This window comes from Pseudarthrobacter sp. S6, assembly GCF_050156575.1.
Taxonomy (GTDB): domain Bacteria; phylum Actinomycetota; class Actinomycetes; order Actinomycetales; family Micrococcaceae; genus Arthrobacter.
The window spans coordinates 3455750-3481083 of record NZ_CP189581.1 but is presented as its reverse complement, the minus strand read 5'-3'; the positions used below and the strand labels follow the sequence as shown (position 1 = coordinate 3481083).

General features: G+C 62.5%; 26 protein-coding genes and 5 pseudogenes. 18 read left to right on the top strand and 13 right to left on the bottom strand.

Annotation, left to right across the window (positions count from 1 at the left end):
- The first annotated feature begins 12 nt into the window (after window positions 1–12).
- On the top strand, window positions 13–2247 hold the full coding sequence (locus tag ACQCS0_RS16705) for a putative transposase (protein ID WP_426939886.1): 2235 nt from the start codon (window positions 13–15) through the stop codon (window positions 2245–2247).
- Between the two features lie 4 nt (window positions 2248–2251).
- On the opposite strand, the gene ACQCS0_RS16700 is transcribed toward ACQCS0_RS16705, so the two are convergent.
- Complete coding sequence (locus tag ACQCS0_RS16700; protein WP_426939885.1) at window positions 2252–2527, bottom strand: helix-turn-helix domain-containing protein; 276 nt, start codon at window positions 2525–2527, stop codon at window positions 2252–2254.
- A 138-nt stretch (window positions 2528–2665) separates the two neighbouring features.
- The gene (locus ACQCS0_RS16695; protein ID WP_426939884.1) at window positions 2666–2872 is read right to left on the bottom strand and encodes a hypothetical protein; all 207 of its coding nucleotides are present in this window, start codon (window positions 2870–2872) and stop codon (window positions 2666–2668) included.
- A 140-nt stretch (window positions 2873–3012) separates the two neighbouring features.
- Here ACQCS0_RS16695 and ACQCS0_RS16690 point away from each other — a divergent pair, with 140 nt between their 5' ends.
- Together ACQCS0_RS16690 and ACQCS0_RS16685 are read left to right on the top strand one after the other, a co-directional pair.
- Window positions 3013–3804, top strand: coding sequence for a putative transposase (locus ACQCS0_RS16690; protein ID WP_426939883.1), 792 nt, complete (start codon window positions 3013–3015; stop codon window positions 3802–3804).
- Window positions 3759–4040, top strand: coding sequence for a putative transposase (locus ACQCS0_RS16685; protein ID WP_426939882.1), 282 nt, complete (start codon window positions 3759–3761; stop codon window positions 4038–4040). Before ACQCS0_RS16690 ends, ACQCS0_RS16685 begins: the two co-directional genes overlap by 46 nt.
- A 174-nt stretch (window positions 4041–4214) precedes the next feature.
- Here the strand turns inward: ACQCS0_RS16685 and ACQCS0_RS16680 are convergent, their stop codons facing one another.
- From ACQCS0_RS16680 to ACQCS0_RS16670, 3 genes are read right to left on the bottom strand one after another with little or no spacing between them, the layout of a single operon-like run.
- The gene (locus tag ACQCS0_RS16680) at window positions 4215–5630 is read right to left on the bottom strand and encodes a lipopolysaccharide biosynthesis protein (RefSeq protein ID WP_426939881.1); all 1416 of its coding nucleotides are present in this window, start codon (window positions 5628–5630) and stop codon (window positions 4215–4217) included.
- Entirely contained in the window at window positions 5620–6717 is a 1098-nt protein-coding gene (locus ACQCS0_RS16675) for a hypothetical protein (protein WP_426939880.1), read from the bottom strand. Before ACQCS0_RS16675 ends, ACQCS0_RS16680 begins: the two co-directional genes overlap by 11 nt.
- A complete protein-coding gene (locus tag ACQCS0_RS16670; RefSeq protein WP_426939879.1) occupies window positions 6708–7499 on the bottom strand; it encodes a WecB/TagA/CpsF family glycosyltransferase in 792 nt (263 codons plus the stop codon). The genes ACQCS0_RS16675 and ACQCS0_RS16670 overlap by 10 nt, the downstream gene beginning before the upstream one ends.
- Before the next feature lie 799 nt (window positions 7500–8298).
- Between ACQCS0_RS16670 and ACQCS0_RS16665 the strand changes: the two genes are divergently transcribed.
- The 4 genes and pseudogenes from ACQCS0_RS16665 to ACQCS0_RS16650 all read left to right on the top strand — a co-directional run bounded on the left by ACQCS0_RS16665 (window position 8299) and on the right by ACQCS0_RS16650 (window position 11408).
- Entirely contained in the window at window positions 8299–9708 is a 1410-nt protein-coding gene (locus tag ACQCS0_RS16665; RefSeq protein ID WP_426939878.1) for an O-antigen ligase family protein, read from the top strand.
- Window positions 9709–9896: 188 nt separating this feature from the next.
- Window positions 9897–10799: pseudogene (locus ACQCS0_RS16660) on the top strand (transposase); the annotation flags it as partial.
- Between the two features lie 68 nt (window positions 10800–10867).
- A pseudogene (locus ACQCS0_RS16655) lies at window positions 10868–11161 on the top strand (SGNH/GDSL hydrolase family protein); the annotation flags it as partial.
- Between the two features lie 61 nt (window positions 11162–11222).
- Entirely contained in the window at window positions 11223–11408 is a 186-nt protein-coding gene (locus ACQCS0_RS16650) for a hypothetical protein (protein ID WP_426940238.1), read from the top strand.
- A 43-nt stretch (window positions 11409–11451) separates the two neighbouring features.
- On the opposite strand, the gene ACQCS0_RS16645 is transcribed toward ACQCS0_RS16650, so the two are convergent.
- Entirely contained in the window at window positions 11452–11916 is a 465-nt protein-coding gene (locus ACQCS0_RS16645; protein ID WP_426939871.1) for an Lrp/AsnC family transcriptional regulator, read from the bottom strand.
- A gap of 159 nt (window positions 11917–12075) precedes the next feature.
- Here ACQCS0_RS16645 and ACQCS0_RS16640 point away from each other — a divergent pair, with 159 nt between their 5' ends.
- The 7 genes and pseudogenes from ACQCS0_RS16640 to ACQCS0_RS16610 all read left to right on the top strand — a co-directional run bounded on the left by ACQCS0_RS16640 (window position 12076) and on the right by ACQCS0_RS16610 (window position 18368).
- On the top strand, window positions 12076–13293 hold the full coding sequence (locus ACQCS0_RS16640; protein WP_426939877.1) for a thiamine pyrophosphate-dependent dehydrogenase E1 component subunit alpha: 1218 nt from the start codon (window positions 12076–12078) through the stop codon (window positions 13291–13293).
- Complete coding sequence (locus ACQCS0_RS16635; protein WP_426939876.1) at window positions 13290–14402, top strand: alpha-ketoacid dehydrogenase subunit beta; 1113 nt, start codon at window positions 13290–13292, stop codon at window positions 14400–14402. Before ACQCS0_RS16640 ends, ACQCS0_RS16635 begins: the two co-directional genes overlap by 4 nt.
- A 2-nt stretch (window positions 14403–14404) precedes the next feature.
- Window positions 14405–15793 (top strand): dihydrolipoamide acetyltransferase family protein, encoded by a 1389-nt coding sequence (locus ACQCS0_RS16630; protein WP_426939875.1) that lies wholly within the window; start codon window positions 14405–14407, stop codon window positions 15791–15793.
- Window positions 15794–15887: 94 nt separating this feature from the next.
- Entirely contained in the window at window positions 15888–16892 is a 1005-nt protein-coding gene (locus tag ACQCS0_RS16625) for an acyltransferase family protein (RefSeq protein ID WP_426939874.1), read from the top strand.
- A gap of 30 nt (window positions 16893–16922) precedes the next feature.
- A complete protein-coding gene (locus ACQCS0_RS16620; RefSeq protein ID WP_426939106.1) occupies window positions 16923–17213 on the top strand; it encodes a transposase in 291 nt (96 codons plus the stop codon).
- Between the two features lie 20 nt (window positions 17214–17233).
- Window positions 17234–18103 (top strand): annotated as a pseudogene (locus ACQCS0_RS16615) (IS3 family transposase); the annotation flags it as partial.
- Between the two features lie 136 nt (window positions 18104–18239).
- Window positions 18240–18368, top strand: a complete 129-nt coding sequence (locus ACQCS0_RS16610; protein WP_426939873.1) for a hypothetical protein — start codon at window positions 18240–18242, stop codon at window positions 18366–18368.
- Window positions 18369–18431: 63 nt separating this feature from the next.
- Here ACQCS0_RS16610 and ACQCS0_RS16605 read toward each other — a convergent pair whose 3' ends face one another.
- The 4 genes from ACQCS0_RS16605 to ACQCS0_RS16590 all read right to left on the bottom strand — a co-directional run bounded on the left by ACQCS0_RS16605 (window position 18432) and on the right by ACQCS0_RS16590 (window position 20854).
- Window positions 18432–18800 carry a hypothetical protein gene (locus ACQCS0_RS16605; protein ID WP_354156341.1) on the bottom strand — a complete coding sequence of 123 codons (369 nt, stop codon included), beginning with the start codon at window positions 18798–18800 and terminating at the stop codon, window positions 18432–18434.
- 233 nt (window positions 18801–19033) lie between these two features.
- Complete coding sequence (locus ACQCS0_RS16600; RefSeq protein WP_426938787.1) at window positions 19034–19498, bottom strand: Lrp/AsnC family transcriptional regulator; 465 nt, start codon at window positions 19496–19498, stop codon at window positions 19034–19036.
- A gap of 142 nt (window positions 19499–19640) precedes the next feature.
- Window positions 19641–20270 (bottom strand): RES family NAD+ phosphorylase, encoded by a 630-nt coding sequence (locus tag ACQCS0_RS16595; protein ID WP_426939872.1) that lies wholly within the window; start codon window positions 20268–20270, stop codon window positions 19641–19643.
- Window positions 20270–20854: a hypothetical protein gene (locus ACQCS0_RS16590; RefSeq protein ID WP_354156343.1), complete on the bottom strand. Its 585-nt coding sequence runs from the start codon at window positions 20852–20854 to the stop codon at window positions 20270–20272. Before ACQCS0_RS16590 ends, ACQCS0_RS16595 begins: the two co-directional genes overlap by 1 nt.
- Window positions 20855–21388: 534 nt before the next feature.
- Here ACQCS0_RS16590 and ACQCS0_RS16585 point away from each other — a divergent pair.
- Both ACQCS0_RS16585 and ACQCS0_RS16580 read left to right on the top strand, forming a co-directional pair.
- A pseudogene (locus ACQCS0_RS16585) lies at window positions 21389–21859 on the top strand (2-oxo acid dehydrogenase subunit E2); the annotation flags it as partial.
- Window positions 21860–22353: 494 nt separating this feature from the next.
- Window positions 22354–23142, top strand: a complete 789-nt coding sequence (locus ACQCS0_RS16580) for an SGNH/GDSL hydrolase family protein (protein ID WP_354222722.1) — start codon at window positions 22354–22356, stop codon at window positions 23140–23142.
- Window positions 23143–23185: 43 nt separating this feature from the next.
- On the opposite strand, the gene ACQCS0_RS16575 is transcribed toward ACQCS0_RS16580, so the two are convergent.
- Entirely contained in the window at window positions 23186–23650 is a 465-nt protein-coding gene (locus ACQCS0_RS16575) for an Lrp/AsnC family transcriptional regulator (RefSeq protein ID WP_426939871.1), read from the bottom strand.
- 136 nt (window positions 23651–23786) lie between these two features.
- Between ACQCS0_RS16575 and ACQCS0_RS16570 the strand changes: the two are divergent.
- A pseudogene (locus tag ACQCS0_RS16570) lies at window positions 23787–23897 on the top strand (alpha-ketoacid dehydrogenase subunit beta); the annotation flags it as partial.
- A 63-nt stretch (window positions 23898–23960) separates the two neighbouring features.
- On the opposite strand, the gene ACQCS0_RS16565 reads toward ACQCS0_RS16570, so the two are convergent.
- The gene (locus ACQCS0_RS16565; RefSeq protein ID WP_354222724.1) at window positions 23961–24212 is read right to left on the bottom strand and encodes a toxin; all 252 of its coding nucleotides are present in this window, start codon (window positions 24210–24212) and stop codon (window positions 23961–23963) included.
- The gene (locus ACQCS0_RS16560; RefSeq protein WP_354222726.1) at window positions 24209–24481 is read right to left on the bottom strand and encodes a ribbon-helix-helix domain-containing protein; all 273 of its coding nucleotides are present in this window, start codon (window positions 24479–24481) and stop codon (window positions 24209–24211) included. Before ACQCS0_RS16560 ends, ACQCS0_RS16565 begins: the two co-directional genes overlap by 4 nt.
- A 329-nt stretch (window positions 24482–24810) precedes the next feature.
- Here ACQCS0_RS16560 and ACQCS0_RS16555 point away from each other — a divergent pair, with 329 nt between their 5' ends.
- Window positions 24811–25146: a helix-turn-helix transcriptional regulator gene (locus ACQCS0_RS16555; protein ID WP_354222728.1), complete on the top strand. Its 336-nt coding sequence runs from the start codon at window positions 24811–24813 to the stop codon at window positions 25144–25146.
- The last annotated feature ends 188 nt before the right edge of the window (window positions 25147–25334 follow it).

Sequence of the window (25334 nt, the reverse complement as noted above, 5' to 3'; positions counted from 1 at the left end):
AAGATGGGTGCGATGACTGCTCAGCTGCCTCTTCCTGCCTCGATGGACGCCGGAGCCGTCCCGATAGGCGCCGCCGCGTCGCTGGTCGAAGACGAGGAAGGCGGCCGGGTTTTCGTCCATGGCGAGCTCTCCTACGGTTGGGATGCCGGGGATTCGGTGTCCCGTCGGTTCGCGGCGGCGAAACTGGCGGACATCAAAGCCGGTTCGGTCGCCGAGGTAGCTGCCGTGTTCGGAGTGGATCCGGGCACGTTATGGCGGTGGCGCCAGGACCTGGCCGCGGCCGGTGTGCTGGGCCTGTCCCCGGAAAAGTCCGGCCCGAAAGGGCCCAGCCGGCTGACGGACGCCGTGATGTCCCGGATCCGTTCCCTTCGTGCGACGGGATTATCCCTGCGCGCCGTTGGAGCGGCTGTGGGCGTCTCCGAATTCAGTGTCCGCCGCACCCTGGCCATGGAAACCCCGGCCCCGGAAGAGCCGGCTGCTGCGCACCCGGGTCCTCCGGTAACGGAGCCGGTCCAAGAGGAGTTGCCGGTGCTCCCTGCACCGGTGGACCGGTCCGGCGAACGGGCGTGGGCCCGGACCGGGTTGGTCCAGTGCGCGGCACCGGTGTTCGCACCCGCAGCAAGGGTGCCGCTGGCCGGACTGTTCCTGGCCCTGCCCGCCCTCGAGCGCACCGGGCTTTTGGAGTGCGCGAAGGAGGTCTTCGGGGCGTTGCCGAACGGGTTCTACGGGTTGGAGACCATCCTGACCGGCGCCGTGTTCCAGGCCCTGGCGGGGGAACCACGCGCCGAGGGGATCACCCGGATCGACCCGGCAGCGCTCGGCAGGGTCCTGGGCCTGGACCGCGCCCCGGAAGTGAAAACCCTCCGCCGTAAAACCGCCGCCCTGGCCACGAAAGGCAAGGCCGGAGAGCTGCTGACCGCCATGGCTGCCAGACACCTCAATGGCAGTCACGACGAGGGCGGGGATCTGGCTGCTGTGCTCTATGTTGATGGGCATGTCCGCGCCTACCAGGGCACGCGGAAGATCGGGAAAGTCCATTCAACGAGGTTGAAGTTCCCGGTCCCGGCGACCGAGGAAACCTGGGTCGCCGACGCTGCCGGCGCCCCCGTGCTGGTGGTCATGGCCGAGCCCGGGGCCGCGCTGACCGGGGAACTGCGCCGTCTCCTGCCGAGACTGCGCACCATCATCGGGGATGACCGCCGGGTGCTGGTCGGGTTCGACCGGGGCGGCTGGTCCCCGGCACTCTTCAAACACATGGCAGAGAACAACTTCGATGTGTTGACGTGGCGCAAAGGCACCACCGAAGACATTCCGTCATCCCTGTTCACCGAGGTCGCCCACACCGACGAACACGGACAAACCCGGACCTGGGAAGCCGCCGACACCGCCGTGGAGGTGCCCGTCGGGACGACCGGTGAAGTCTTTCCGATGCGCCAGCTGTCCCGCCAGGTCAACACCCCCGGCGGCGGGTCACGGCAGATCCACATCCTCACCACCACCGGCATGCCCGCCGGAGAGATCATCTACCGGATGGGCGCCAGGTGGCGGCAGGAAAACTACTTCCGCTACGCCAAGATCCGCTTCGCCCTGGACTCCCACGACGCCTACACATCCACCGATGATGATCCGGAACGGTCAGTGCCGAACCCGGCCAAACGCCTCGCCTACCAGCAGGTCCTCGCCGCCAGGACCCGGTACGAGAAAACCCTGGCCGAGACCGACGCCGCGATGCTCGCCGCCCGCACCCCGCCGCCCGGAACCACCACAATCCTGATCACCAACACCATCCACAACAAGATCACCGCGGACCTGCTCAGCGCTGAAACCGCTCTCGAGACCGCGCAGGCAGCGCACCGGGACATCCCCGCCCGGGTACCCCTCGGCGAGATCGCCGCCGGCCAGCAGGTCCTGGAAACCGAGACGAAACAACTCACCCACGCCATCCGGATGGCCGCGTTCAACACCGCGTCCACCCTGGCCCGCGAAATCCGGACCAACACCCGCTACGCCCGCGGCGAGGACGAAGGCCACGCCCTGATCCGGCAGGCCCTCACCGGCAGCGGCGACATCGACCCCCGCATCGACGGCTACCTCACCATCCGTCTCGATCCGCTCCCCACCCAACGGGCAACCACCGCGATCAGCGAGCTCTGCACCCACCTCACCACCACCGAAACCCGTTACCCGGGCACGGACCGGATCCTACGATTCGAAATCAAAAACAAAGAAACGTCACTCAAAAACTAAATCGCTACGTCCAGAGTCCTGGGTCCTGGCGCCACCGCCATAACGTGCCCGGATCCACTCCGAACACGGCAGCTACCTCGGCGACCGAACCGGCTTTGATGTCCGCCAGTTTCGCCGCCGCGAACCGACGGGACACCGAATCCCCGGCATCCCAACCGTAGGAGAGCTCGCCATGGACGAAAACCCGGCCGCCTTCCTCGTCTTCGACCAGCGACGCGGCGGCGCCTATCGGGACGGCTCCGGCGTCCATCGAGGCAGGAAGAGGCAGCTGAGCAGTCATCGCACCCATCTTCCCACCCCGCTCATCACGATCAATTATCTTGTCTAGATTTTATCGCAAACAGGGAAAAATTAACAGCCAGCCCGCAGACAAGATCAGCGGAACCACGCGGAAGTCACTCCCCAGCATCCTCCTGTGTCAGGAGCCCTGGTCCCAGAGGAGCACTACGGAGCCGGCAACCGGGATGTCGCGGAGCTTCTGGCAGCGGCGTTCCTTGACCCGGGAAGCGATGACCCCGCAGCTCGGGCAGCCCGGCGGGAAGGTGGACTCCACGGTGACATGACGAACCCCGTCAGGGAGCACGGCAGTAGCCAAGACACGATAATCATGCAGGTTGAAGATCATGCTGGCAGCATCATGGCCAGCCCAAGTAGGCTCTATCAAGGCTCGTGGTTCCTGTTCAGGTTGAATGCGTAGTAACACTCATCCCAGCAGGACCACGAGTCCTTTGCTGACTACAACACGAACCTATTTCCCCGGGAACCTTGAAGAGCCGTTTTGACCGGGGAGGCTGGTCACCGTCGCTCTTCAAGCACATGGACGAGGCCGGCTTCGACGTCCTGACCTGGCGCAAAGGCACCACAACGGACATCCCCGAGAACCGCTTCACCGAGGTCGCCCATGTTGACGCCCACGGGGAACCCAGGACCTGGAACGCGGCGGACACGGCCGTTGACCTGGCCATGGCCGCCACCGGGGAAGCGTTCCGGATGCGACAGATCAGCCGCATCGTCCCGGCCCGGGGCGGGACAACCCGGCAGATCCACATCCTCACCACCGATCAGGGGATGCCCGCCGGTGAAGTGATCTACCGGATGGGCTCCCGCTGGCGGCAGGAAAACTACTTCCGCTACGCCCGCATCCATTTCGACCTGGACTCCCACGACGCCTACCCCTCCACCGATGATGACCCCGAAAGGTCAGTACCGAACCCGGACAAGAAAAAGGCCTACCAAAAGGTCGTCGCCGCCCGCGCCCACTACGACCAGGTCCTGGCCCGAACAGACGCCGCCATGCTCGCGCTGCGCACACCAGCCCCAGGCACCAACGAAGTCACCATCACCAACGCCATGCACAACCAGGTCACCGCACCCCTCTGGGACGCGGAAACCGCCCTGGGCCAGGCAGAAGCTGCCCACCAGAAGATCCCCGTCAGAGTCCCGTTGGAGAACTCTCACCCGGCCAACAAGTCCTCGACACCGAGACCAAACTCATCACCCACGCGATCAGGATGGCCGCATTCAACACCGCCACCACCCTCGCCCGGGAAATCCTGACCAACACCGGCTACGCCCGCGCCGCCGAAGAAGCCCACACACTGGCACGCCAGGCTCTCACCGGCAGCGGCGACATCGACACCACCACCCCCGGCTACCTCACGATCCGGCTGGACCCACTCACCACGCCGCGGGCCACGGCAGCAATCAGCGATCTCTGCCAGCACCTCACCACAACCCAAACCCGCTACCCCGGCACCGGGCTCATCCTGCGCTACGAAATCAAAAACCCCTGACCCCACACCCAATAGCTCACCGTCCAGAGTCCTGGGACTGGGAGTCCTTTGCGAGATAGAAAGCGGACCTATTTCTCGGGGAACTTTGAAGCGGCGATTTTCCAGGCTTATCCTAATCGCCTACGCAGAGGGAAATAGACTCAGGACAATTTGAATAGCGGTGACAGGATGCACCTAGCCGTCGTCCTTTTGCCAGCCGGCCAGAACGGATCCGAATGACTTAAAGGACTTCCAGCCCACAACGGCAGTTGGTATGACCAGTAAGATCGGAAGAACTAGGTTCATGGCTGGGTGGAGTTGAGCAATTTGTCCACCTAGCACAAGTAAGACCCCTAGGCCTAGGACTGGCCCGACCACAAGTGCAACCGTCCGACGAAGCGGCCATTTGAATGCACGATGTAGCACAATTAGCGACTGTATTATGAATGCGGCCAAGGTCACGACGCCGCCGCCGATTGCACCGACTTGAGGAATAAGCATGAGTGCAGCGACAACGGTAAAAACTGCACTGATTAGTGTCGAGGTCATTACTGATGTGGATCGTCCTTCGTTGAGAAGCGCCGCAATGCAAACGAAGTAGATTCCACGTGGCAAGGACGACAGAGCCACAAGTGTCACGAGTGCATAACTAACGTCGTAAGAAGGTGCGATCAGAGGCAAAAGAAGTGGCGCCGCACTGCACAGAAGTAGTATCATAACTGCCGCAAGCCAAATGCTTGGATTCAGTAATCGGGCGAGAAGCAACTTCTTGTGCGTATATCGGGATTTATGGTATCGCGGACCCCAAGCGGCCTGGAACCCTTCGAGAACCATTCCGAGCACGCTTCCAGCCATGTAAGCCACTTGGTAGCCACCAACTTGGGTGGCGCCTAGCAACACTCCAATCACAATTCTGTCAAACAGTGCCAACAGCCAAGTCGATAGTCCCTGCCCGATGAAGGGCATCGATAACTTCAGTCCCGCCCGAACTGCCATCTTTCGCCAATCTGGCTTGGGGTGAGCGAATGCAGCTAGGAGGCTTGTTGCCAATATCGATGAAAAGGCCAGAGCATAGATATAGCCCGCGCCACCGAATGCCGTTGATAGGATTTGAGCCAGCGTAAGGCCAACAGCCAGCTGCAAGAGCGTGGCAATGAGAAGGCGAGAGCTGGCCCCGCGGGCGATCGATATCCCCTGATAGGTCATCTGGATGGAGGAAGCAAAAGCCAGGATTAGTGCTGGCAGCACAAAATTTTGGGTGTCAGCGCCGAGGAAGGCTGGGCCAATCACTGTAGCGGCGCCGCCCACGGCGACAACTAGAACGACTGCAAACGCAACTTGGACTAAGGCTAAGGCGACCCAAGAGGCTGACTTTGCAGTGGAGCCCTCTTGCGCATAAAGACGGGGCATTGCAGCGTTTATTCCAAGAGTCATGATGACGCTAAGGACGGAAGCAATTGAAATTGCCAAAGTTGCCGCGCCGTACTCGAATTGAGATGTTGCCCTGGCAACAATTGGAAGGGCAAAAAATGGTAAGCCGCGTTGAGCCGCTAGGCTGATGACAAATGAAATAGTTGCTAAAGCAAAGTTTGAACGCCTATTATTTGCCATTTAATTGCAATTGCTGGGCAGCCAAAGTTTCGAATAGCTCACCCGTTATTCGAGCAGAGGTCCCTATGAAACTTAAGTAGTCCTCTCTGAGCCCCGCTGGATTACGCAATTCATGAAGCGCACTCTGAACGCCCTTTGCGGTCCACGGAGCGACCGTTATGCGCTTGTCTGCAAAGAACGGTGTCCTATTCGCCTGAGCCTCAAAGGCCTTATCGCGCCCGAGAGCAAGAAATGGGCGGTCTGCGGCGAGGGCTTCTACTAGTACCGTTGAAAACGGCGAAGCAACCTGAGAAGCCCATTCGATATCCGTGACTAGAGGTTGCCTCAGGTGGGCTGCTCGCAGTCGTTCCGGAACTGCCGGATCGTTTTGCTCGGCGGGATGGAGGCGGACGCGTATGTGATAGTTCGGAATCGGTTGGTCGAGTAGTTCGCCCAAGAAGGCGTACCATTCACGCGCGTAAGGCCGTGACCAGGATGGGATGCCGAGGGGTTGACTGCATACAAGCAGGTTTGTTGATTCGGTGGGCGGGGGAATAAATGCGTAGGCGTCCATGCGTGGGCAGCCAAGATGACGGAACTCTGTGGCTTCACCAGCGGCGAAGGCGGAGTCCCAGCCAGCACCCCAGCTTGCTACGATATGGGGTTTGGAACTCCCCATGCTCCCAGCCTTGCCTTCAACCAAGCCCATGGACTTCACGGCCGTGTCGACAAGTGTCCGAAGGGCAAGTCGCGCCCTCGAACCATTGGTATTCGCACCAGCGGCCGCCACGCCGTCAGGCATGAGGACCGTAAGGCTGCCGGCGCGTTTTGCCCGGCGGACCAGTAGTCGTTGCAGGAGACCGACGTCCTGTGGAATGACAGTTATGTCCTGTGCCGTGATGGGCGACCGGAAGAGGATCTGGGTAATCCTCCGGATTGAGACACTAGGAGAGTGGCCATCGAAGCTGAAAGCTTTGTCGTGAAGTTTTCCCGTCCAGAGATTCAGAAATGACACATGAATGCTGGACATATGCTTTGCAACTTGGACGGCATTTTCCTGCTGCACTGTATTGCCAACCACAAAAATTACTCTGTGTATCATCGCCATATCCCCATTCTTCGCGTGACGATTTTGATGCCCATGGAGGCAAAGGTAAAGGCCCCCAGGCCATAACGAACTGCCAAGCGGCGAGGATCTTGGGCGAGGCGACCCAGCCACTCGAATCCCGTCGCGCGAAGCAGGGCGGGTGCTCGGCGTTCGTCGCCTGCGAGAAATCCGAACCAACCACCGCAGGTCATTATCAGGGCGGGCGGCATGTCTGCGAGATAACGATCAGCAAATATCAATTCCTGAGGCGATCCGATGCCCAGCAGGATTATGTCCGGGTTGCTATTCCTTAGATCAGCAATTGCGGCTTGCCACTCTACGTGATCCTTGTAGCCATCTGTCGCGAACACTAGCTCAACGTTCGTCATGGTCCCCAATTTTGCGCCGGCAATTTCTGCTAGGTCAGCCCTACCTCCGACTAGGGCGACACGCGCTGGGCGATTTTCGATTTTGGCGATCGCCTCAACTACCGGGATGCCGATGTCAGTGGTTGCGGCGCGCCGAATGTTCGCTGCGCCCGCGAGCTTGGCGAGTAAGACAACTGCAACTCCATCTGCATACACGAGACGGGCACGCTGCAGGGCCTCGGGGAAGAAGGCTGTCTTGATCGCATTTAGACCACCCACATGGAGCGCTGTGGCGATTGTTGCGGTCCCAGAATCGCGGGCTTCAACGTACGCCAATGCTGCATCTCGGACTATTCCCGATTGGTCGGAGTCGGCTACTCGGATGTGTTCCGTTAGGGCAACGTAATCTAGGCGCCCTGCATCGAGCGAGGTCATTAGGACCCTTTCTATTCAATGGAATTCTTGTGCGCGGACAGGCGACGTGATTTCTGGAGCAGCTGCTGGAGTCCGGAAACACGAACAAGGCTTGGTGAGCGTTGGCGTGCGTCTGATGGAACACTCAAAGTTGGCTTTATCTTGGCGGTCACTACGGCGGCTCGTACGGTATCAATGACACCCGGCGTGATGGGACGACCTAGGAACTCCTGATGGTCCGTCGAGCAGGACACTAAGGACTGGCACCTGTATGGAAAGTTCGGCCCCCCGGCAGGCGTGCGTGACTTCGCCTATGACAACTCCTGAATACTTGTTCGTCTGCCATGTTACCGTCGATGGATGTTTCGATGTAATTGGAGTTGTTCATAGCTCCTTGCGTGTCTGGAATGAGATTTCTGCTGGAAATGGGGCGTGAAATAGCTTCGTAGTCTGCAATCCGCGGCGTCATACTTGCCCGTCGCTCTGGCTCGACGTCCTCAAAGACCGGAAAGGTCTGGGCATCCACCACGCCGGCGTTAGAAGCTAGTTGAAGGTCGTTCGCTTGGACCGTAGCTGTGCTTCACGGGAGCGGGGTCAGACGTGGACGTGTGTAGGTCATTGATCTCCGTCCGGCCGATGGCGGCTGTTTGTAGGGCGACTCGTCCGGCGCACTGCTCGGGAGCGCGGTGCGGACCGCGGAATCGTCTGTGCGCACGCCTGTTCACGACCGCGCAGCGCTTTGCCAATTCCGTCGTCTGGAAAAGTAACGACCTTTGGCTCAGAGCTCTTTCGGACACTCCTGGGCTGTATCCTGACCTGTGTGAATATTCAGGGGGCAGGCTGGTACGTTGGCGGTTTAATTGTGGTTGCTGGCGCCGTGATCCTGTCGGTCCTGTGGCCGCTCCTGGCCCTCGTGATTGTGGCTGCGGTAGGGGTCGGCCTCTATGTTCGGACCAACTCAGCACGGTTCGTAGGTCTCGGCCTAACGATAGGCATCGCCGCTGCTGCGGGCACCGGAATCCGATTCATTTCCGACTCGCCTACAGTCCTGAACTATTCGGATCTGCGGTATGCCACCAGTGCGATCGCGATTGTGCTCTCCTTAGGCCTGCTCACAAAAATTCTTCCGCTTCTGGCTCGTGAGTTCTGGTGGCTCGCCATGTTCTTCTTCGCGCTGATCTCGCTAGCATGGGTGCCGAACGTGACCAGCTCCTTCATGACCTACTCCGGATGGGTCTGCGTCGTCCTGATCGGGGCTCTGTTGGCCGCCACCCATAGCCTCGAGAAAGCCTCAAAACTCGTTCTGAACGTCATGCTTTGGACGTCTGTGGTGTCGCTCGTTCTGATTCTGGTGGCGCCCTCAATTGGCAGGGCTGCAGCGCGACGTCCAGATGGAGTCATAGAGCAAATGGCTGTCGGTGTTTTCGCCTGGAATAGCGAGCTGGGATTCGCATCGGGCGTTGGTACTGTCCTCGCGGTGTCCTTCTGGCTGACAAAGAGATCATCTATTCGGTATCTCGTGCAAGCGGCCCTGATGGGTGGGGTGACTGTAATATCTGACTCCGCCACAGGTCTGCTCGCCATGGGCGCCGGCCTGGTCGCAACCATCTGGGCCTGCATGCCGAGGTTCCGAGCGATTATCTGCTTCTTGCTGGTGGCCGCAGGCCTACTTTGGATTTCGGGTGGCATCGACGCGATTCAGACATATGTCCTGGGTCTCCTTGGCCGGTCGCCGACCCTAAGCGGGCGCTCAGCGATTTGGCAGATTGCGCTTGACCTCGCTGCCGACCAACCAGCTTTTGGGTATGGGATCGGAGGTAGCCCTGACTTGGCACTGTACCTCGGTTTTAGCGCCCACGCTCACAACGGCTACATTCAGTTACTGTTGGAACTTGGGTACGTCGGTGCGGCAATTATTGGACTCGGTCTGCTCGTCACAACGGTGCGTGCCGTGAAGCTCCACAGCCCTCTGCTCGGTGTGCTGACGGTTGTTCTGGTCTCCAACTTGGCGAACAACTACCTTGTAACCTCGAATGTGGCGGTGGCCCTGCTGGCGTGGGTGGCGTTCGAGGTGGCCAAGCCGATGACTAATAATGATGCCGTAATTGTCCGCTCCAAGATGCTCGAAGCAAAGGGAGCCGATCCTGTCGGCTTGCGTAGACCGCTGTGGCACCTTGCTCAGTACGGCCCTGGCCGCTCAGAAGGCCTAACGAATCATACTGGTCCCTAGGTGCGTGGGTCAGAAATGACAGGCCGTAATTCTTAAAACGCCGACAGAATAACCATGTCCTGGTAGGGGCGGCTGGGAGAATCGTGGGCATGGTTACTGGTTCTTCCGCGCAGGATGGTTTGTTCGACGAGTCTCTGGTCGAGCGGGTCGAGCAGCCCACCGATGTCCCGATGGATGCCAACGGCGGGATCAACAAACGCTTCAAGGCGTTCGAGCCCGATGCGGTGATGCTGGTCCCGCCGTCGCTGGAGGAGTGGTTGCCCCAGGGCCATCTGGCCCGGTTCATTGGCGAACTCGTCGACGGGGAGCTGGATCTGACCCAGTTCTATGCTTCCTACGCCAGGGCGAAGGGCCAGCCGCCGTATGATCCGCGGCTGATGCTGCGGATCCTGCTGTACGGGTATTGCGTGGGGGTGCGGTCTTCGCGGGAACTGGAGCGGGCCTGCACGGATGTGGTCGCGTTCCGTTGGTTGTGTGCCCAGCAGGCCCCGGATTTCCGGTCGATCGGACGGTTCCGCGAACGCCACCTCGCGGCGTTGGCCAATGTGTTCCTGCAGGCGCTGGAGCTCTGCCGGGCCGCGGGCATGGTCTCGCTGGGCCATGTGGCACTGGACGGGACGAAGGTCCGGGCCGACGCCTCGCGGCACAAGGCCATGAGTTATGCCCGGTTGACGGAGAAGCAGAAGGTGTTGGCCGATGAGATCAGCGACCTGATGGCGGAGGCGAAGACCGTGGACGCGGCCGAGGACGCCCGTTTCGGGCCGGGCAAACGCGGCGATGAACTGCCCGCCGAGCTGGCCAACCGGGCCCGGCGCGCCCAGGCGATGGCCACCGCCAGGGCCTCCATCGAAGCCGAAGCCGCCCAGAAGGCACGCCGTGAAGCCGAGGAGAAGGCCCGCGCCCGCGGGGACGATGATGAGGATGTTTCCGGGAAGGGAGATGCCGCCGCGGCCGCGGCGGTCCCCAAGCCCACGGCCCAACGGAACTTCACGGACCCGGACGCGAGGATCATGAAGACCGCGGACGGTTCCTACCACTACTGCTACAACGGGCAGGGCGTCGTTGATAAAGATCACCAGGTCATCGTTGCCAACAGCTGAAAATCCAGCTTCCCGCCCAGCCCGTCCTCCTGATTCTTGGCGATTCGTACACTGCCGGTGTGGGCGCGGACCAGCCAGGCCAGGGGTGGGCGTACGTTGTTGCCGACTCGCTCGGATACCCCACCATCGTCGACGGTGCGGGCGGAACCGGCTTCGCGTGGGGCGGTGGTCCGCAGGACAACCAGGCCCCTGAGTACGACGTCCGGTTGCGGGAAATCGCTGCGGATCCGCGCTTCGTCCCCAACGTCCTCATTCTGCAAGGCGGCCAGAACGACGCCCTGATCACCAGTCCTGATGAAATCCAAACCGCCACGGCGCAGACCATCGAGGCGGCCCGCGGGTTCTGGCCCGGCGTCCAGGTAGTGGTTCTTGGGCCCTCGGCCCCCCCAGCCGTTAGCGGAGGAAGTGCAAGGTGTGAACAGCGGCGTCCGCGCCGGGGCCGCAGCCGCCGGTGCTCCGTTCATCGACGCCTACGAGGCCGGCTGGTTCACGGGTGCCAACAGCCCGGAATTCGACTTTGACGGTGCGCACCCGAACACCGCCGGGCACGCGCATCTTGCTGAGAAGTTCCTGGAGTCCTGGGCCACGCTGATTGAGTGAGCCGCCTTCTGCGGACGCGGCGATGCCTCTAGGACACCATCTACTACCGCGTATCAACATCCTCGAACACCAGAAAAGTCTGCGTGTCCTGGACGCCGGGCATGGCCTGCAGCTGGTCGAAGATCACCCGTCGCAAGTCGGTGTTGTCGATGGCGCGCACCAGCAGGATCACATCGAAATCGCCGCCCACGAGGGCGACGTGGTGGACCTCCGGAATGGCCTTGAGCTGCTCGCGCAGTTCGCGCCAGGAGTGTTGGCTCACCTTGAGCGTCACGTAGGCGGAGGACTTCAGTCCGGCCTTGATGGGGTCCACCAAGGCCGTGAATTTGGTCAGTACACCTTCGCCAGTCAGCCGCGCAATGCGGGTGTACGCGTGGGCCCGGGAGATGTGGACGTTCTCAGCCACCTGGGTCACGGACATCCTCCCGTCCCGGGTGAGTTCGGCGATGATCCGGCGATCAACGTCGTCCAGGGGCACCTCCCCGGACTCTCCTTCAAGTCGTGCCAATTCGTCCACCGCTCCTGCTCGTTGTCCAGATCACATTTCAATTCGTCTTCCAGACTAGGTCCATCCGGCGGAACCTTCCATGATTCTGCGAAGTACTGGATACGAATCTTCCCTTGGGGTGATACTGGGGGTGACTAGTGGCTATAGAAGGACGGACCAATGACGATCTCCGCGGACCACTCTGCGCAGGACCAGGCCCAGCGATTGCCGGCTGAAGATGCCGTATCCGAGGCGGTGCGCAAGTTCGGCATCACAGTAGAGGACTACATGCTGCCCGCCCGTCACCAGATCCAGATGGTGGACCCGGACGGACGGCTCAAAGCCGAAAGCGAGCAGGGCACCGAACCCGGCCACGAATACCCGTTGCCCGGCGATGAGGAACTGATGGCCGCCTACGAGCAGCTCGTCGTCGGCCGCCGCGTCAACGACCAGAACTCAGCCCTGGTCCGCCAGGGCCGCATGGCCGTGTACCCGTCCAGCCATGGCCAGGAAGCCTGCCAGGTGGCAGCCGCACTCTGCCTCTCCGACGGCGACTGGCTGTTCCCCACCTACCGGGACGCCGTGGCGGTCATGGCCCGGGGAGTTGATCCCGTGGAGACCATGACCATCTTCCGGGGTGACTGGCACAGCGGCTACGATCCGGCCCGGCACAAGGTGGGCATCCAGTGCACGCCGCTCACCACCCAGCTGCTGCACGGCGTGGGCGTAGCGCACGCGGCCAAGCTCCGCGGCGAGGACACCGTGGTCCTGGCGATGTGCGGGGACGGCGCCACCAGCGAAGGCGACTTCCATGAGGCCCTGAACTTCGCCGCCGTCTTCCACCTGCCTGTGGTCTTCTTCGTCCAGAACAACAAGTACGCGATCTCTGTTCCGCTGGCGCACCAGTCCGTGGCGCCGTCGCTCGCCCACAAGGCCGTGGGCTACGGCATGGCCGGCGAACGCGTGGACGGCAACGACGTGGTGGCCCTCCTCGCCGTACTGGACCGCGCGGTGAAGCTCGCGCGGGAAGGCTCCGGGCCGCTCATGGTGGAGGCGCACACCTACCGGATGCAGGCACACACCAACGCCGACGACGCCACCCGCTACCGCCAGGACAGCGAAGTTGCCGAGTGGCTGGCCAAGGATCCCATCAGCCGGATGAAGACCTACCTCACCGGGCGCGGACTGCTGGACGACGACGGCGCCGCACGGATCGCGGAAAAGGCGGAAGCAGTTGCCACCCAGTTGCGGGACGGCCTGGGCGAGGACGTCCCGGTGGACCCCCAGGAACTCTTCCGGCACGTGTTCTCGGTGCCCACACCACAGCTGAAGGAGCAGTCGGCCATGCTGGCCGACGAACTTGCCCGCGAAGCGTCAACCCAGGAGGCGGCGAAATGAGTCCGACCATCACCACATCGTCCGAGGCGAACGGCAACGTCAGCGCAGCAACTGCCCGGGCTGCGGCTTCCGCCGCTTCTGTGGCTGAAGCTTCCGGACCGCAGGCCGTCACCATGGCTAAGGCCCTCAACACGGCCTTGGCGGATGCCATGCACGCCGATCCGTCCGTCCTGGTCTTCGGCGAGGACGTGGGCCTGCTGGGCGGGGTTTTCCGCATCACGGACGGACTCACCAGGACGTTCGGGGAGCAGCGCTGCTTCGACACCCCGCTGGCCGAGTCCGGCATTGTGGGCATGGCCGTGGGGATGGCCATGAACGGGATGCGGCCGGTGGTGGAGATGCAGTTCGACGCGTTTGCGTATCCGGCGTTCCAGCAGATCGTCAGCCACGTGGCCAAGATGCACAACCGCACCAAGGGAACCGTGAAACTTCCCATGGTGATCCGCGTGCCCTATGCCGGCGGGATCGGGGGAGTGGAGCACCACTGCGACTCCTCCGAGTCCTACTACGCCCACACCGCCGGCCTGAAGGTGTTCACCCCGGCAACTGTTGCCGATTCGTACAGGATGCTGCGGGAGGCCATCGATTCGGATGACCCCGTGATGTTTATGGAGCCCAAGAAGCTCTACTGGTCCAAGGACCTGGTGGACCTCGAGGATCTCCGGGCGCAGCACTTTCTTAACGTCGAGGCTGGCACGTCCTCGGAAGGCCGGGCCGCCGTCGCCCGTTCCGGCACCGACGCAACGCTGATCGCCTACGGACCGTCCGTGCCCACCGCACTGGCGGCTGCCGCGGCCGCTGCGGAAGAGGGGCGCTCGCTGGAGGTCATCGATGTCCGCTCCATCGTTCCCTTTGACGATGAGACCGTGTGCGCGTCCGTCCGGAAGACCGGCCGGGCCGTGGTGATCGCCGAAGCGCACGGCTTCGCTTCGGTGTCCTCCGAGATCGTGGCGCGGGTCCAGGAACGCTGCTTCCACTACCTCGCCGCCCCCATCCGCCGCGTGACGGGATTTGACGTCCCGTACCCGGCCCCGAAGCTCGAGCACTACTACCTGCCCGGCGTGGACCGCATCCTCGACGCCGTTGACGACCTCCAGTGGGAGAACTGACCATGACCGCAGAACTGCAAGTATTTATGCTTCCGGACCTCGGCGAAGGCCTGACGGAAGCCGAACTGGTCAACTGGCTGGTATCCGTGGGCGATGAGATCCGCGTGGACCAGCCGATCGCCGAAGTGGAGACAGCAAAGTCCATGGTGGAAGTCCCATCTCCGTACGCCGGCACTGTGATGGTGCTCCACGGCGAGCCCGGCCAGACGCTGGACGTGGGCAAGCCGCTGATTTCGGTGGCTCCGATTGGTGCTGTGGTTTCGACAGGCTCAACCAACGAAAGTCCATTGTCCGAGCCGGTCGAGACCTCGCCTGTCGAAACCTACCGCGAGGAGGAGAAGGCCGGGTCCGGGAATGTGCTGATCGGCTACGGGACTCCCGGCGGCAGTGGCACTGCCCGGCGGACCAGGGCCCCCCGGGCGGCGGTTGAGCCTGACGCCCAAAAGGCTGCCGATGACCTGCTGCTGCTCCGCACAAGGGTCCCCGGGAAACTGGGAGCCGTCATTTCACCGCTCGTCCGGCGGATGGCCCGGGAACACGGCGTGGACCTGGGCAACGTTCACGGCTCGGGCGACAGCGGACTGATCCTGCGACGGGACGTTGAAGCGGTCATCAGCACTCCGGTGGTTGAGCCGGAGCGCGTGGTGAGCGAAACCCAGGAGGATGCCGATTCCCGCACAGGGCTTGGCATTTCCTCCCGGACGCCCGTCAAGGGTGTCCGGAAGGCCGTGGCCGCCAACATGTCGCGCAGCCGTGCGGAGATCCCCGAGGCCACCGTCTGGGTGGATGTTGATGCCACCGCGCTGGTGGAACTCCGGGCGGGCTTGAAGAAGTCCGATCCGCACACTACGCCGGGACTTCTGGCGTTCATCGCGCGTTTTGTCACTGCTGGGTTAAAACGATTCCCGGACCTGAACACGCGCATCGAAACTGCTGCCGACGGTGCCCAGGAGATTGTTGGCTTCGCCGGTATCAACCTGGGCTTCGCGGCGCAGACGGACCGCGGACTGATGGTCCCCTCGGTACGCAACGCGGACAAACTCAGTGCCCGCGAACTGGACGTGGAGATCCGCCGGCTCACCGGCGTCGTACGCGAGGGCAAAGCGACGCCGGAGGAACTGGGCAGCGGCACCTTCACGCTGAACAACTACGGCGTCTTCGGGGTGGACGGATCCGCCGCCATCATCAACCACCCCGAGGTGGCAATCCTCGGGGTGGGACGCATCATCGACAGGCCGTGGGTGGTGGACGGCGAACTCGCGGTCCGCAAGGTCACGGAACTGACGCTCACGTTCGATCATCGCGTGTGCGACGGCGGCACCGCAGCCGGATTCCTGCGGTTCGTTGCCGATGCGATTGAGAAGCCTGGGTCGGTACTGGCTGATATTTAGTTGCTGCTGGGCGCCGGCCCGAAGATCCATCGCATCCAGCTGGCGCCCAGCCTCCACCCAGCGGGGTTATCAAAACGTTATATATGCTTGCTTAGTGAATTTTTTGGTAACCCGGGAAACCCCGGCAGAAACGGCAAGCCTGGCGGCGCCCGCATCCGGGCTGCTGTCCGGGCGGCAGCACGCACTCGATGGCCTGCGCACCGTCGCGGTAGCGGGAGTCTTCCTCTTCCACACCGTCACCGGGTTCGCCCCCGGCGGATCCATTGGTGTGGACGTCTTCTTTACGCTTAGTGGCTTTGTTATCACTTTGCTGATCATGAAGGAGTACCGGGCCACGGGCCGGCTGCGCTTGCGCGTCTTCTACGCCAAGCGGCTCGCCCGGCTCTGGCCGGCGCTGCTGGTTCTTTGTGCTGTTGTTGTTACGGGCGGCCTGATCTTTCCGTCGTCCGGGTGGGGCGGTCAGGCAGCCGACGCCATTCCGGCCGCCGGCTACGTGATGAACCTGTCCAACTTCGGAGCCTTTGGTTCCTCGACCGGCGGCGGCGCGCTGAGCCCCACCTGGACGCTCGCTGTCGAGGAGCAGTTCTACCTGATCTGGCCGGTGCTCCTGCTGCTGATGCTGCGCTTCTGGCGGGTCCGCACGGTTGCATGGGCCACGGCCGTCCTGGCGGCCGGGTTCCTGGTCTCGCGGTTCGTCCTGGTCTCCGGCGGGGCATCGCTGGCCCGCATTTACAACGGCCCCGACACGCGGGCTGACGAGCTGCTTTTGGGGTGCGCTTTGGCCCTGGTGTTGTCCTCCATCCGCCCGGGCTCCCGGTTCCATGGCTCGCTGCACGCCGGTGTGCGCCGCGGCGGTCCGTTCGCGGCACTCGCCCTGGTGGCCGCCGTGTTCGTACTCAAGGAACCCACCACACCCGGGGCCTGGTTTGATGTCTTCTGGACCTTTGGCCCTGCGGTGTTGGCGCTCCTGGCCGGGCTGGTGATCGGATCGCTCGTCCTCCGGCCGGCTGGCCTGGCCTCACGGGTCCTGAGCCACCCCTGGCTGGCAAACCCCGGCCGCGACCTGTCCTACGCCGCCTACCTTGAGGTGTACTACTGATGTGAGACACAGTTTGAAAGGATTGTGCCCATGTCTGCTCGACCAACCTATTCCGATGAGTTCAAAGCTGATGCCGTTGCGCTGGTGATTTCCTCGGGACGTTCGCCGGCTTCGGTTGCGCCGGAGCTGGGGATTTCCGTAACCGCTCTGAAGCGTTGGGTGCGGCTGCATCATGAGGGCCAATCGGAGGGCGGGGGCAAACCCGATGATCCGGTGGATCCGGCGAAATACAGGGCATTGGAAGCCCGGCTGCGTGAAGTCGAGAGGGAAAATGACTTCCTAAAAAAAGTTTCAGCGTTCTTCGCCAGAGAACAACGGTAGAGGATCTCTACCGCCTTGTTCAGGCGAAGAACGCGCAGTTCCCCATCCAATGGATGTGCGGGCGGCTGGGCATTTCCAGGGCCTCGTATTACCGGTGGCTGGCCGCGGAAGAGTCCCCGACGGCGGCCCGGCACCGGGAGCTGACAGAACACGTAAAGGTCATGTTCGATTCTTCCGACGGGATATTCGGGCACCGCATGGTCCATACGAAACTTGCCGCCGCTGGCATCGAGGTGTCGGTGGGAACGGTGGCGGTCATCATGGCGGAGAACGGCTGGGCCGCGAAGCGGATGCGGGCGTTCAAGCGCACGACGATTCCCTCGGATCCGGACAAGGTCTTCGCGGACCTCATCGGGCGGGATTTCACCTCCGCCGCCCCGGGAACCCGTCTGGTCGGGGACATCACATACTTGCGCACCGGCGAGGGCTGGCTGTATCTGGCTACTGTCATCGATCTGTGCACGCGCATGGTCGTCGGCTGGGCGATGGCTGACCACATGCGTGCCTCTCTGACTACCGGGGCGCTGAAGATGGCCAGGGACCGCGGTCATCTGCAGCCTGGTGCCATTTTTCACAGCGACCGCGGAACGCAGTACACATCCCGGGAAATGAGTGTCTGGTGCACCGGTAACGGCATCCGACAGTCCATGGGAGCCACCGGGGTGTGCTGGGATAATGCAGTGGCCGAGTCGGCGTTCTCATCCCTGAAAAACGAGTTCTACCACCACCACAGCTTCACAACCCGCCAGGAAGCCCGGCGCGGAGTGATGAAGTACATCGAAGTGTTCTACAACCGCTGGCGGCCCCACAGCAACAATGACGGCCTCCCGCCGGCCACAGCAATGGCGGCTTTCACACCCACCGCGCAACCGCTTCCAGCGGCTGCCTGACCAAAAAGAAACTACGCGACTGTCTCACATCCTTGACACACCTCACCTCTGGCACCTGCCCGTCTATCTCCTGCTGATACCGCTGGTCCCGTCACTCTGGCTCCGCGTCCCGGCGGCTGCGGCGCTGACCGTGCTGATGGCCTACCTGTCGTTCCGCTTTGTGGAGAGGCCCATCCGCCGCTGGGCCTCCAAAAGGCTGGAGCCCGACGTCGTCCGTTCCGCCCCGGAGCCCGTCCGGGAACTGGAGCCGGCCGGGACGCGGTAAGGCAACGCGAAGCCGGGGCTCTGTGTTCGCCGCGGTCGGAGCCGTGTCCCTAGCCGGTAGGGCCTACCGAGTGCCTGAGAGCAGCGGCGCCGTATCCCAATCGATGCTACGGGCAGGGGCGGGTATGTCCGCCGGCAGCTCCGGAGCCGGGGCGGGTGTTTCGACCGGCACCTCAGGGGCCTCGTCCGTGGCAGGGGGACCGGGCTGCCGGGCGCTGTGGTGGGCAATGACCGCGGTCCGGCCGCAGTGGGGACACGTCGTTTCGCCGAGACCGGTGGGATCGGTGCAGTGCAGTCCGTTGCGAAAGAAGTAGTCCCGTTCGTGTCCGTGGCCGTCCTCAACATGCTGGACGTCATAGTCGGCACCCCAGGCATGGTCGCACCCAGTGCAGGTGAATATAAACCGGTCGAACGAAATTTCCCTAAGAATCATGGCTTTCTCCTTTCAGTCTGCCCCACCAGTCCTGCTCTAATCCGAGCCCCACTGATGTGATACAGATCACGGACGCTTGTTCCAGATGCAAAGTTACGCCGAAGAATTCATATAGTCGAGACTTTTAAAGAATAAATGTTTTCTCAATTCGGTGTACAGGTACGGGCGCGGCTTCGCGTGGCGGGATCGGATGGGCCGCGTTCTGCCGGCCCGGCCATGCCCGTTGGCCGTGATCAGCGCGTATCCACATCCTCAAACACCAGAAAAGTCTGCGTGTCCTGGACGCCCGGCATGGCCTGCAGTTGGTCGAAGATCACCCGACGGAGGTCGGTGTTGTCGATGGCGCGCACCAGCAGGATCACGTCGAAGTCGCCTCCCACGAGGGCGATGTGGTGGACCTCCGGTATGGCGCGCAGCTGCTCGCGAAGCTCACGCCACGAGTGCTGGCTCACCTTGAGCGTCACGTAGGCGGAGGACTTCAGTCCGGCCTTGATGGGGTCCACCAGGGCCGTGAATTTGGTCAGCACCCCTTCGCCGGTCAGCCTGGCGATCCGGGTATAGGCGTGGGCGCGGGAGATGTGGACGTTCTGCGCCACCTGCGTCACGGACATCCTGCCGTCCCGGGTGAGTTCGGCGATGATCCTGCGGTCGACGTCGTCCAGCGGCACCTCGCCGGGCTCGCCTTCAAGTCGTGCCAATTCGTCCACCGCTCCCGCTCGTTGTCCGGATCACATTTCAATTCGTCTTCCAGAGTAGGTGCAACCGGCGGTACCTTCCACGATTCGGCGAAGTGCTGGATACGAAACTTGCCTCAGGGACGGTTAGTGGTGGTGGGCGTGTTCAGAGGACGATGTTGCTGGTGTAACGGATCTTCGCAGCAGCTGCCATCACATCGGAGACGATGCCCGGCGCGTTCAGGGGTGAGGAGAACTCTGGGGCGGCCGGTATGGCGTCCTCGGTCCACAGTGTCACCACCTTGCGGCTCAGGGCCATGGCCGAGAGGGAGTACACGCCATCAACGTCCGGCCACGTCTCATGGATAGCACGGGCCCAGGCTCGGGTTCGCTCCCTCTCGCCGAAAGCGATCTGCGCCGAACCGCCGGCCGGCAGCAGCCAGTCTCCCGTGAGGTCGGCCAGTACCAGGTCACGCGTGGTACTAAACGCAGTGACGTAAGGGTCGTCGCGGTCGACGTCGACGAAACGGGTCAGCTGGAATACCTCCGCCAAGCACGTCAGCACGTCCTCACCGAGGTAGGCGGCACCCAACGGCGCGGCATCACCTGGCGGCAGCGGGTGAGGTTCCCAGCGTGAGCCCGGCACGGGCCCCCAGGTGCGCAGGCGGTTCCACGGCACCACATGCCACGAGGCGGTGAAGTGGATCCGCCACAGCACGGAGCCAGCCGGTATCGTCTTTGCTTCGTACCCCAGAGCCCGCAGGGTAGCCGTGTCCGGCGGGTACTGGTCCGGCATCAGTAGCCGGCCGCCAGTCCCTCGGCAAGGTCGACGACGACCTTCTTGCTGCCGCCGGCCTCCAGCCATGACTTGGCCGAGACGTGCATTCCGTTCAGGACCAGGTCGGGTTGGGGCGTCAGGAAGAACCCGGCCACCGCCTGCGGGTGCAGGTCGTCGGGCAACGCACCAAGAACGTCCTCCAAGGAGGGGATCGACTTGTCACCCGTATCGTTAAACTGCCATTGCGGGAAGGCTAACTTGCCGTTGACCAGGTACGAGTAGAGCTTCCGTGCCGATTTGTAGTGTCGGATGGTGGACGCGGACATGCGCATGCGCTCGGCGACCTCGGCGGCCGTGAGGGCAGAAGCGTCAAGAACGAGCCGGGCGGCGGCGTTCGCCGCGGAGGCGATAGCGACGGCGGCATGGTCGGCTGCGATTCCCGAGTTCTTGTCCCAGAAGTCCCGGTCGCGTGCAGACAGGTCGGCTGCCGTCGTGCTGCGGGTCATGTCTACCAGGGCTGAGACCAGGTCCTGTTCAGAAAACGAGGGACGGGCAGAGCTGATCCATGCATTGAGGGTGCCGGCCCCGTGGCCAAGCTTCATTCTGGTGCGGCGGTCCTTGACAGCGATGACGTCTCCTAACGACCTCCACAGTCTATGCCATTGCTAATGATTGTGGGAAAGGGGAGTTCTAGCCGCTAGCTCCTCGGAAAGGCGCCAGCCCAGGCCCAGCGTTTACCGGCTGAAGAGGCTGCCACGAAAGCGGTCGTTTGTTTGTTCGGGCAGCTCCGCGTGAGGCAGGCGTGGGGCCAAGACGGTTTTACCCTTTTCAATCTGGTCTCAGAGGCGCGGTGTTCACGGAGCAGTTTATGGCTGAGGGATCATTGGCCCGGTCTGCAATTGAGAGCGCCGAACTTAGCCTCTGCGGATGCCGGTATCCGTACGGACTCCGACGAACAAGGCATACGAAATTATCGCCCCCGGCCAAAAGGACGGGGGCGATCTCTAATCCCTGGGGGATGCCCACTCCGCCGGACCGATAGTCGTGCCAATTCGTCCACCGCTCCCGCTCGTTGTCCGGATCACATTTCAATTCGTCTTCCAAAATAGGTCCATCCGGCGGTGCCTTCCATGATTCGGCGAAGTACTGCCGCCGACGGCTCCCAGGAGATCGTTGGCTTCGCCGGCATCAACCTGGGCTTCGCGGCGCAGACGGACCGCGGACTGATGGTCCCCTCGGTACGCAACGCGGACAAACTCAGTGCCCGCGAACTGGACGTGGAGATCCGCCGGCTCACCGGCGTCGTACGCGAGGGCAAAGCGACGCCGGAGGAACTGGGCAGCGGCACCTTCACGCTGAACAACTACGGTGTCTTCGGCGTGGATGGCTCCGCGGCCATCATCAACCACCCCGAGGTGGCGATCCTCGGGGTGGGACGCATCATCGACAAACCGTGGGTGGTGGACGGCGAGCTCGCGGTCCGCAAGGTCACCGAACTGACGCTCACGTTCGATCACCGTGTCTGCGACGGCGGCACCGCAGCCGGATTCCTGCGGTTCGTTGCGGATGCCATCGAAAAGCCCGCCACGGTTCTGGCCGATATCTGACCCCGGCTAACGACACCTGACTTGGGCGATGGAAGGGATTTGGTCGCCGAGCCCGTAGTGGTGGAGAAAAGATCGGGTACCGGCTACTCGTGTACGGCAACGGCACATTCGGTTTACTTATTGTGCCGGCGGCTTCCAGGGGTGGTGCCCACAGGGTCGCCGCCGGCGCCATCATCTGAAACGACTAGAGCCCCCGTCGATGGCGGAGTGGACGGAAAACGCAGGATCCCATGCGAATCAGAGTGACTTCCGGGGACGGCTTGGAACTTATGAATTGCCCGCACCAGTTTGTGGGCCGTGGTGACGACTGCTCCGCTTCGGCGACGCAGGGAGAGTCCGTCGAACCGCAGAATCGCGGACAGCTGAGAACGTAGCTGGTCCGGACTGCCCCGGCTGCTCGGAACACCGGACCGTCGCAATTAGCCCGCCCGCCGCCGTCGGCCATTTCGGGCCAGTATGATGTGCCGGGTGACGAGCAACGGTAGCAGCCCAGCATGACCAGGCGGGAGTGGATCAAATACGGTGCACTTTTTCTGCTGGCCGTAGCCGCGTTCGGGGTAGCGGGTATCGCCCTGACGAATCCGCGTGGTCCAGGCGATGCCGTAAGCCCCATGCCGGCAAGCTCGCCGGCGGCCACGCCGACTATGGCGACCCCGGCACCCACAGCCACTGTCCAACAGCTGAAAATCCAGCTTCCCACCCAGCCTGTCCTCCTGATTCTTGGCGATTCGTACACTGCCGGTGTGGGCGCGGACCAGCCAGGCGAGGGGTGGGCGTACCTTGTTGCCGACTCACTCGGATACCCCGCCAACATCGACGGCGTAGGCGGAACCGGCTTCGCGTGGGGCGGTGGTCCGCAGGACAACCAGGCACGTGAGTACGAAGTCCGGTTGCGGGAAATCGCTGAGGATCCGCGCTTCGTCCCCAACGTCCTCATCCTGCAAGGCGGCCAGAACGACGCCCTGATCACCAGCCCCGATGAAATTCAAACCGCCACGGCGCAGACAATCGAGACGGCCCGCAGGTTGTGGCCCGGCGTCCAGACAATTGTTCTTGGACCCTCGGCCCCCCAGCCGCTAGCGGAGGAACTGCAACGTGTGAACAGTGCCGTCCGCGCCGGGGCCGCAGCCGCCGGTGCTCCCTTCATCGACGCCTACGAGGCCGGCTGGTTCACGGGTGCCAACAGCCCGGGATTCGACTTTGACGGTGCGCACCCGAACACCGCCGGCCACGCCCATCTTGCTGAGAAGTTCCTGGAGTCCTGGGCCACGCTGATTCAGTGAGCCGCCTTCTGCGGACGCGGCGATGCCTCTAGGACACCATCTACTACCGCGTATCCACATCCTCGAACACCAGAAAAGTCTGCGTGTCCTGGACGCCGGGCATGGCCTGCAGCTGGTCGAAGATCACCCGTCGCAAGTCGGTGTTGTCGATGGCGCGCACCAGCAGGATCACATCGAAATCGCCGCCCACGAGGGCGACGTGGTGGACCTCCGGAATGGCCTTGAGCTGCTCGCGCAGTTCGCGCCAGGAGTGCTGGCTCACCTTGAGCGTCACGTAGGCGGAGGACTTCAGTCCGGCCTTGATGGGGTCCACCAAGGCCGTGAATTTGGTCAGTACACCTTCGCCGGTCAGCCTGGCGATGCGGGTGTACGCGTGGGCCCGGGAGATGTGGACGTTCTCAGCCACCTGGGTCACGGACATCCTCCCGTCCCGGGTGAGTTCGGCGATGATCCGGCGATCAACGTCGTCCAGGGGCACCTCCCCGGACTCTCCTTCAAGTCGTGCCAATTCGTCCACCGCTCCCGTCCGTTGTCCAGCTCACATTTCAATTCGTCTTCCAGACTAGGTCCATCCGGCGGAACCTTCCATGATTCCGCGAAGTACTGGATACGAAACTTCCCTTGGGGCCCGTCGTCAGATCCAGATGGTGGACCCCGGACGGGCCGATCCGTCCGTCCTAGTCTTCGGCGAGGACGTGGGCCGCCTGGGAGGGGATTTCCACATCACCGACGGGCTGACTGCTGAATTCGGGGAGCATGCAGGAGACTCGGCCGCTGCATTAGCTTTTGCGCCGGGCGCGGCACATGGGGCGTAGCGCTCACTGTTCGGACAGGAGCTTCAGGTATTGCTTGCGGGCGGGCATGGCATGAATGACCATTTCGTTTCCGCTGTCGAACCGTAAGACGACTAGCTCCAGCAGCGTCCCTTGAATGTCGAAGCCCAAGATGAGCCGGCGTGCAGGGCTTCCATCGTCGAGGTAGCTTTCATGGATGCCGTTAGCAACTGCGTGTAGAGCGTCTTCCTCACTTACTCCATGTTTTCTGGCCGAAATGTGGACAGTTCGTTTCACGAAGCGTGCAAGTAGTGCCGAACCGCGTCGCGAATCAGAACGGATTTACTGATATGCCTTTCGGCAGCGCTCTGCGACAATAGCTCCGCCAACTCCGGTTCCAGGCGCACGGACAGCTGCACGCCGGGACTTTGCCCCAACGACGGGCGGCCTCGCCGAGGAGGATGCAGCTTCTCGACTTCATAGCCTGCCTCAGCTTCATTTGCCCAGGCCTGAATCATCTCTTCCGTGACCGGCAGGCCGTCGATGGTTTCCCGTATTTTTGTCATACATAAATAATACGCTTCGACCCCATTGTTGGTAACCCCAAATACCGGGCGGGGGAGCGGCTCCGGCCGCGCTGCCCCCGAGCCGGTCACCGGCTTGCCGCCGGAGGTTCGACGGCGGTGGCCTGCTCCTCGCCGGAGTCGTCGCCACGATCATTCTCGCCGGCGTGCTGGCGGCAACGCGCGGGCACCTTCCCCAAGTCCACGCCGCCGCCGACTCCCAGCGCGTCGCTCACTGCCGAGCCGCCGTCCGCCGCACCGGACAACGTGAAATGAATTGACGCGAATATCGGTTGTAGCCGATAGTTAGATGACCGCGAAGGGAGACGGTAATGAGCAAACTCTTTGACGAGCTCGGCATTGACGCTGAAGACTCGTCGGTAGTTCATGCGAAGGAGGATGCCCGTACGCTGACGGAAACCATCCTTCAGCTGGTGGAGCGCCGGAAGCACCTGAAAATAAAGCAGAGCCAACTAGCCAAAATTATGGGAACGTCCCAGTCGACGGTCTCCGAGTTTGAGCGACTCGGAGGCAACCCGACGCTGTTCACGCTCCAGCGATACGCTCGCTCCGTGGACGCAGAGCTTGTTATTCAGGTGAAAGCCCGCAAAAGTCGCTGCCACCAGCCCGATGGGTGGACCGTGAACTCTGACGAACAAGTCGAGTGAAATTGTCGCCTCCGCCATTAAGGCTGGGGCGATTTTTTATCCCTGGGCGATGCCGACACCGCCCGGACCGATATGCGCGCCAATACGTCCACGGCTCCCTGCTGCAGCGCCACCGCTGGTTGCGATTCGTCTCTCAAAATGACCTTATGCACCTGTCTTCTCCACGATTCGCTCAGGTACTGGATACG

Coding starts and splice junctions, on each gene's coding strand:
- ACQCS0_RS16705 (WP_426939886.1), top strand. CDS start 13: ATGACTGCTCAGCTGCCTCTTCCTGCCTCGATGGACGCCGGAGCCGTC.
- ACQCS0_RS16700 (WP_426939885.1), bottom strand. CDS start 2,527: ATGACTGCTCAGCTGCCTCTTCCTGCCTCGATGGACGCCGGAGCCGTC.
- ACQCS0_RS16695 (WP_426939884.1), bottom strand. CDS start 2,872: ATGATCTTCAACCTGCATGATTATCGTGTCTTGGCTACTGCCGTGCTC.
- ACQCS0_RS16685 (WP_426939882.1), top strand. CDS start 3,759: ATGGCCGCATTCAACACCGCCACCACCCTCGCCCGGGAAATCCTGACC.
- ACQCS0_RS16680 (WP_426939881.1), bottom strand. CDS start 5,630: ATGGCAAATAATAGGCGTTCAAACTTTGCTTTAGCAACTATTTCATTT.
- ACQCS0_RS16675 (WP_426939880.1), bottom strand. CDS start 6,717: ATGGCGATGATACACAGAGTAATTTTTGTGGTTGGCAATACAGTGCAG.
- ACQCS0_RS16670 (WP_426939879.1), bottom strand. CDS start 7,499: ATGACCTCGCTCGATGCAGGGCGCCTAGATTACGTTGCCCTAACGGAA.
- ACQCS0_RS16640 (WP_426939877.1), top strand. CDS start 12,076: ATGACGATCTCCGCGGACCACTCTGCGCAGGACCAGGCCCAGCGATTG.
- ACQCS0_RS16635 (WP_426939876.1), top strand. CDS start 13,290: ATGAGTCCGACCATCACCACATCGTCCGAGGCGAACGGCAACGTCAGC.
- ACQCS0_RS16630 (WP_426939875.1), top strand. CDS start 14,405: ATGACCGCAGAACTGCAAGTATTTATGCTTCCGGACCTCGGCGAAGGC.
- ACQCS0_RS16620 (WP_426939106.1), top strand. CDS start 16,923: ATGTCTGCTCGACCAACCTATTCCGATGAGTTCAAAGCTGATGCCGTT.
- ACQCS0_RS16610 (WP_426939873.1), top strand. CDS start 18,240: ATGGCCTACCTGTCGTTCCGCTTTGTGGAGAGGCCCATCCGCCGCTGG.
- ACQCS0_RS16605 (WP_354156341.1), bottom strand. CDS start 18,800: ATGATTCTTAGGGAAATTTCGTTCGACCGGTTTATATTCACCTGCACT.
- ACQCS0_RS16595 (WP_426939872.1), bottom strand. CDS start 20,270: ATGCCGGACCAGTACCCGCCGGACACGGCTACCCTGCGGGCTCTGGGG.
- ACQCS0_RS16590 (WP_354156343.1), bottom strand. CDS start 20,854: ATGAAGCTTGGCCACGGGGCCGGCACCCTCAATGCATGGATCAGCTCT.
- ACQCS0_RS16580 (WP_354222722.1), top strand. CDS start 22,354: ATGACCAGGCGGGAGTGGATCAAATACGGTGCACTTTTTCTGCTGGCC.
- ACQCS0_RS16560 (WP_354222726.1), bottom strand. CDS start 24,481: ATGACAAAAATACGGGAAACCATCGACGGCCTGCCGGTCACGGAAGAG.
- ACQCS0_RS16555 (WP_354222728.1), top strand. CDS start 24,811: ATGAGCAAACTCTTTGACGAGCTCGGCATTGACGCTGAAGACTCGTCG.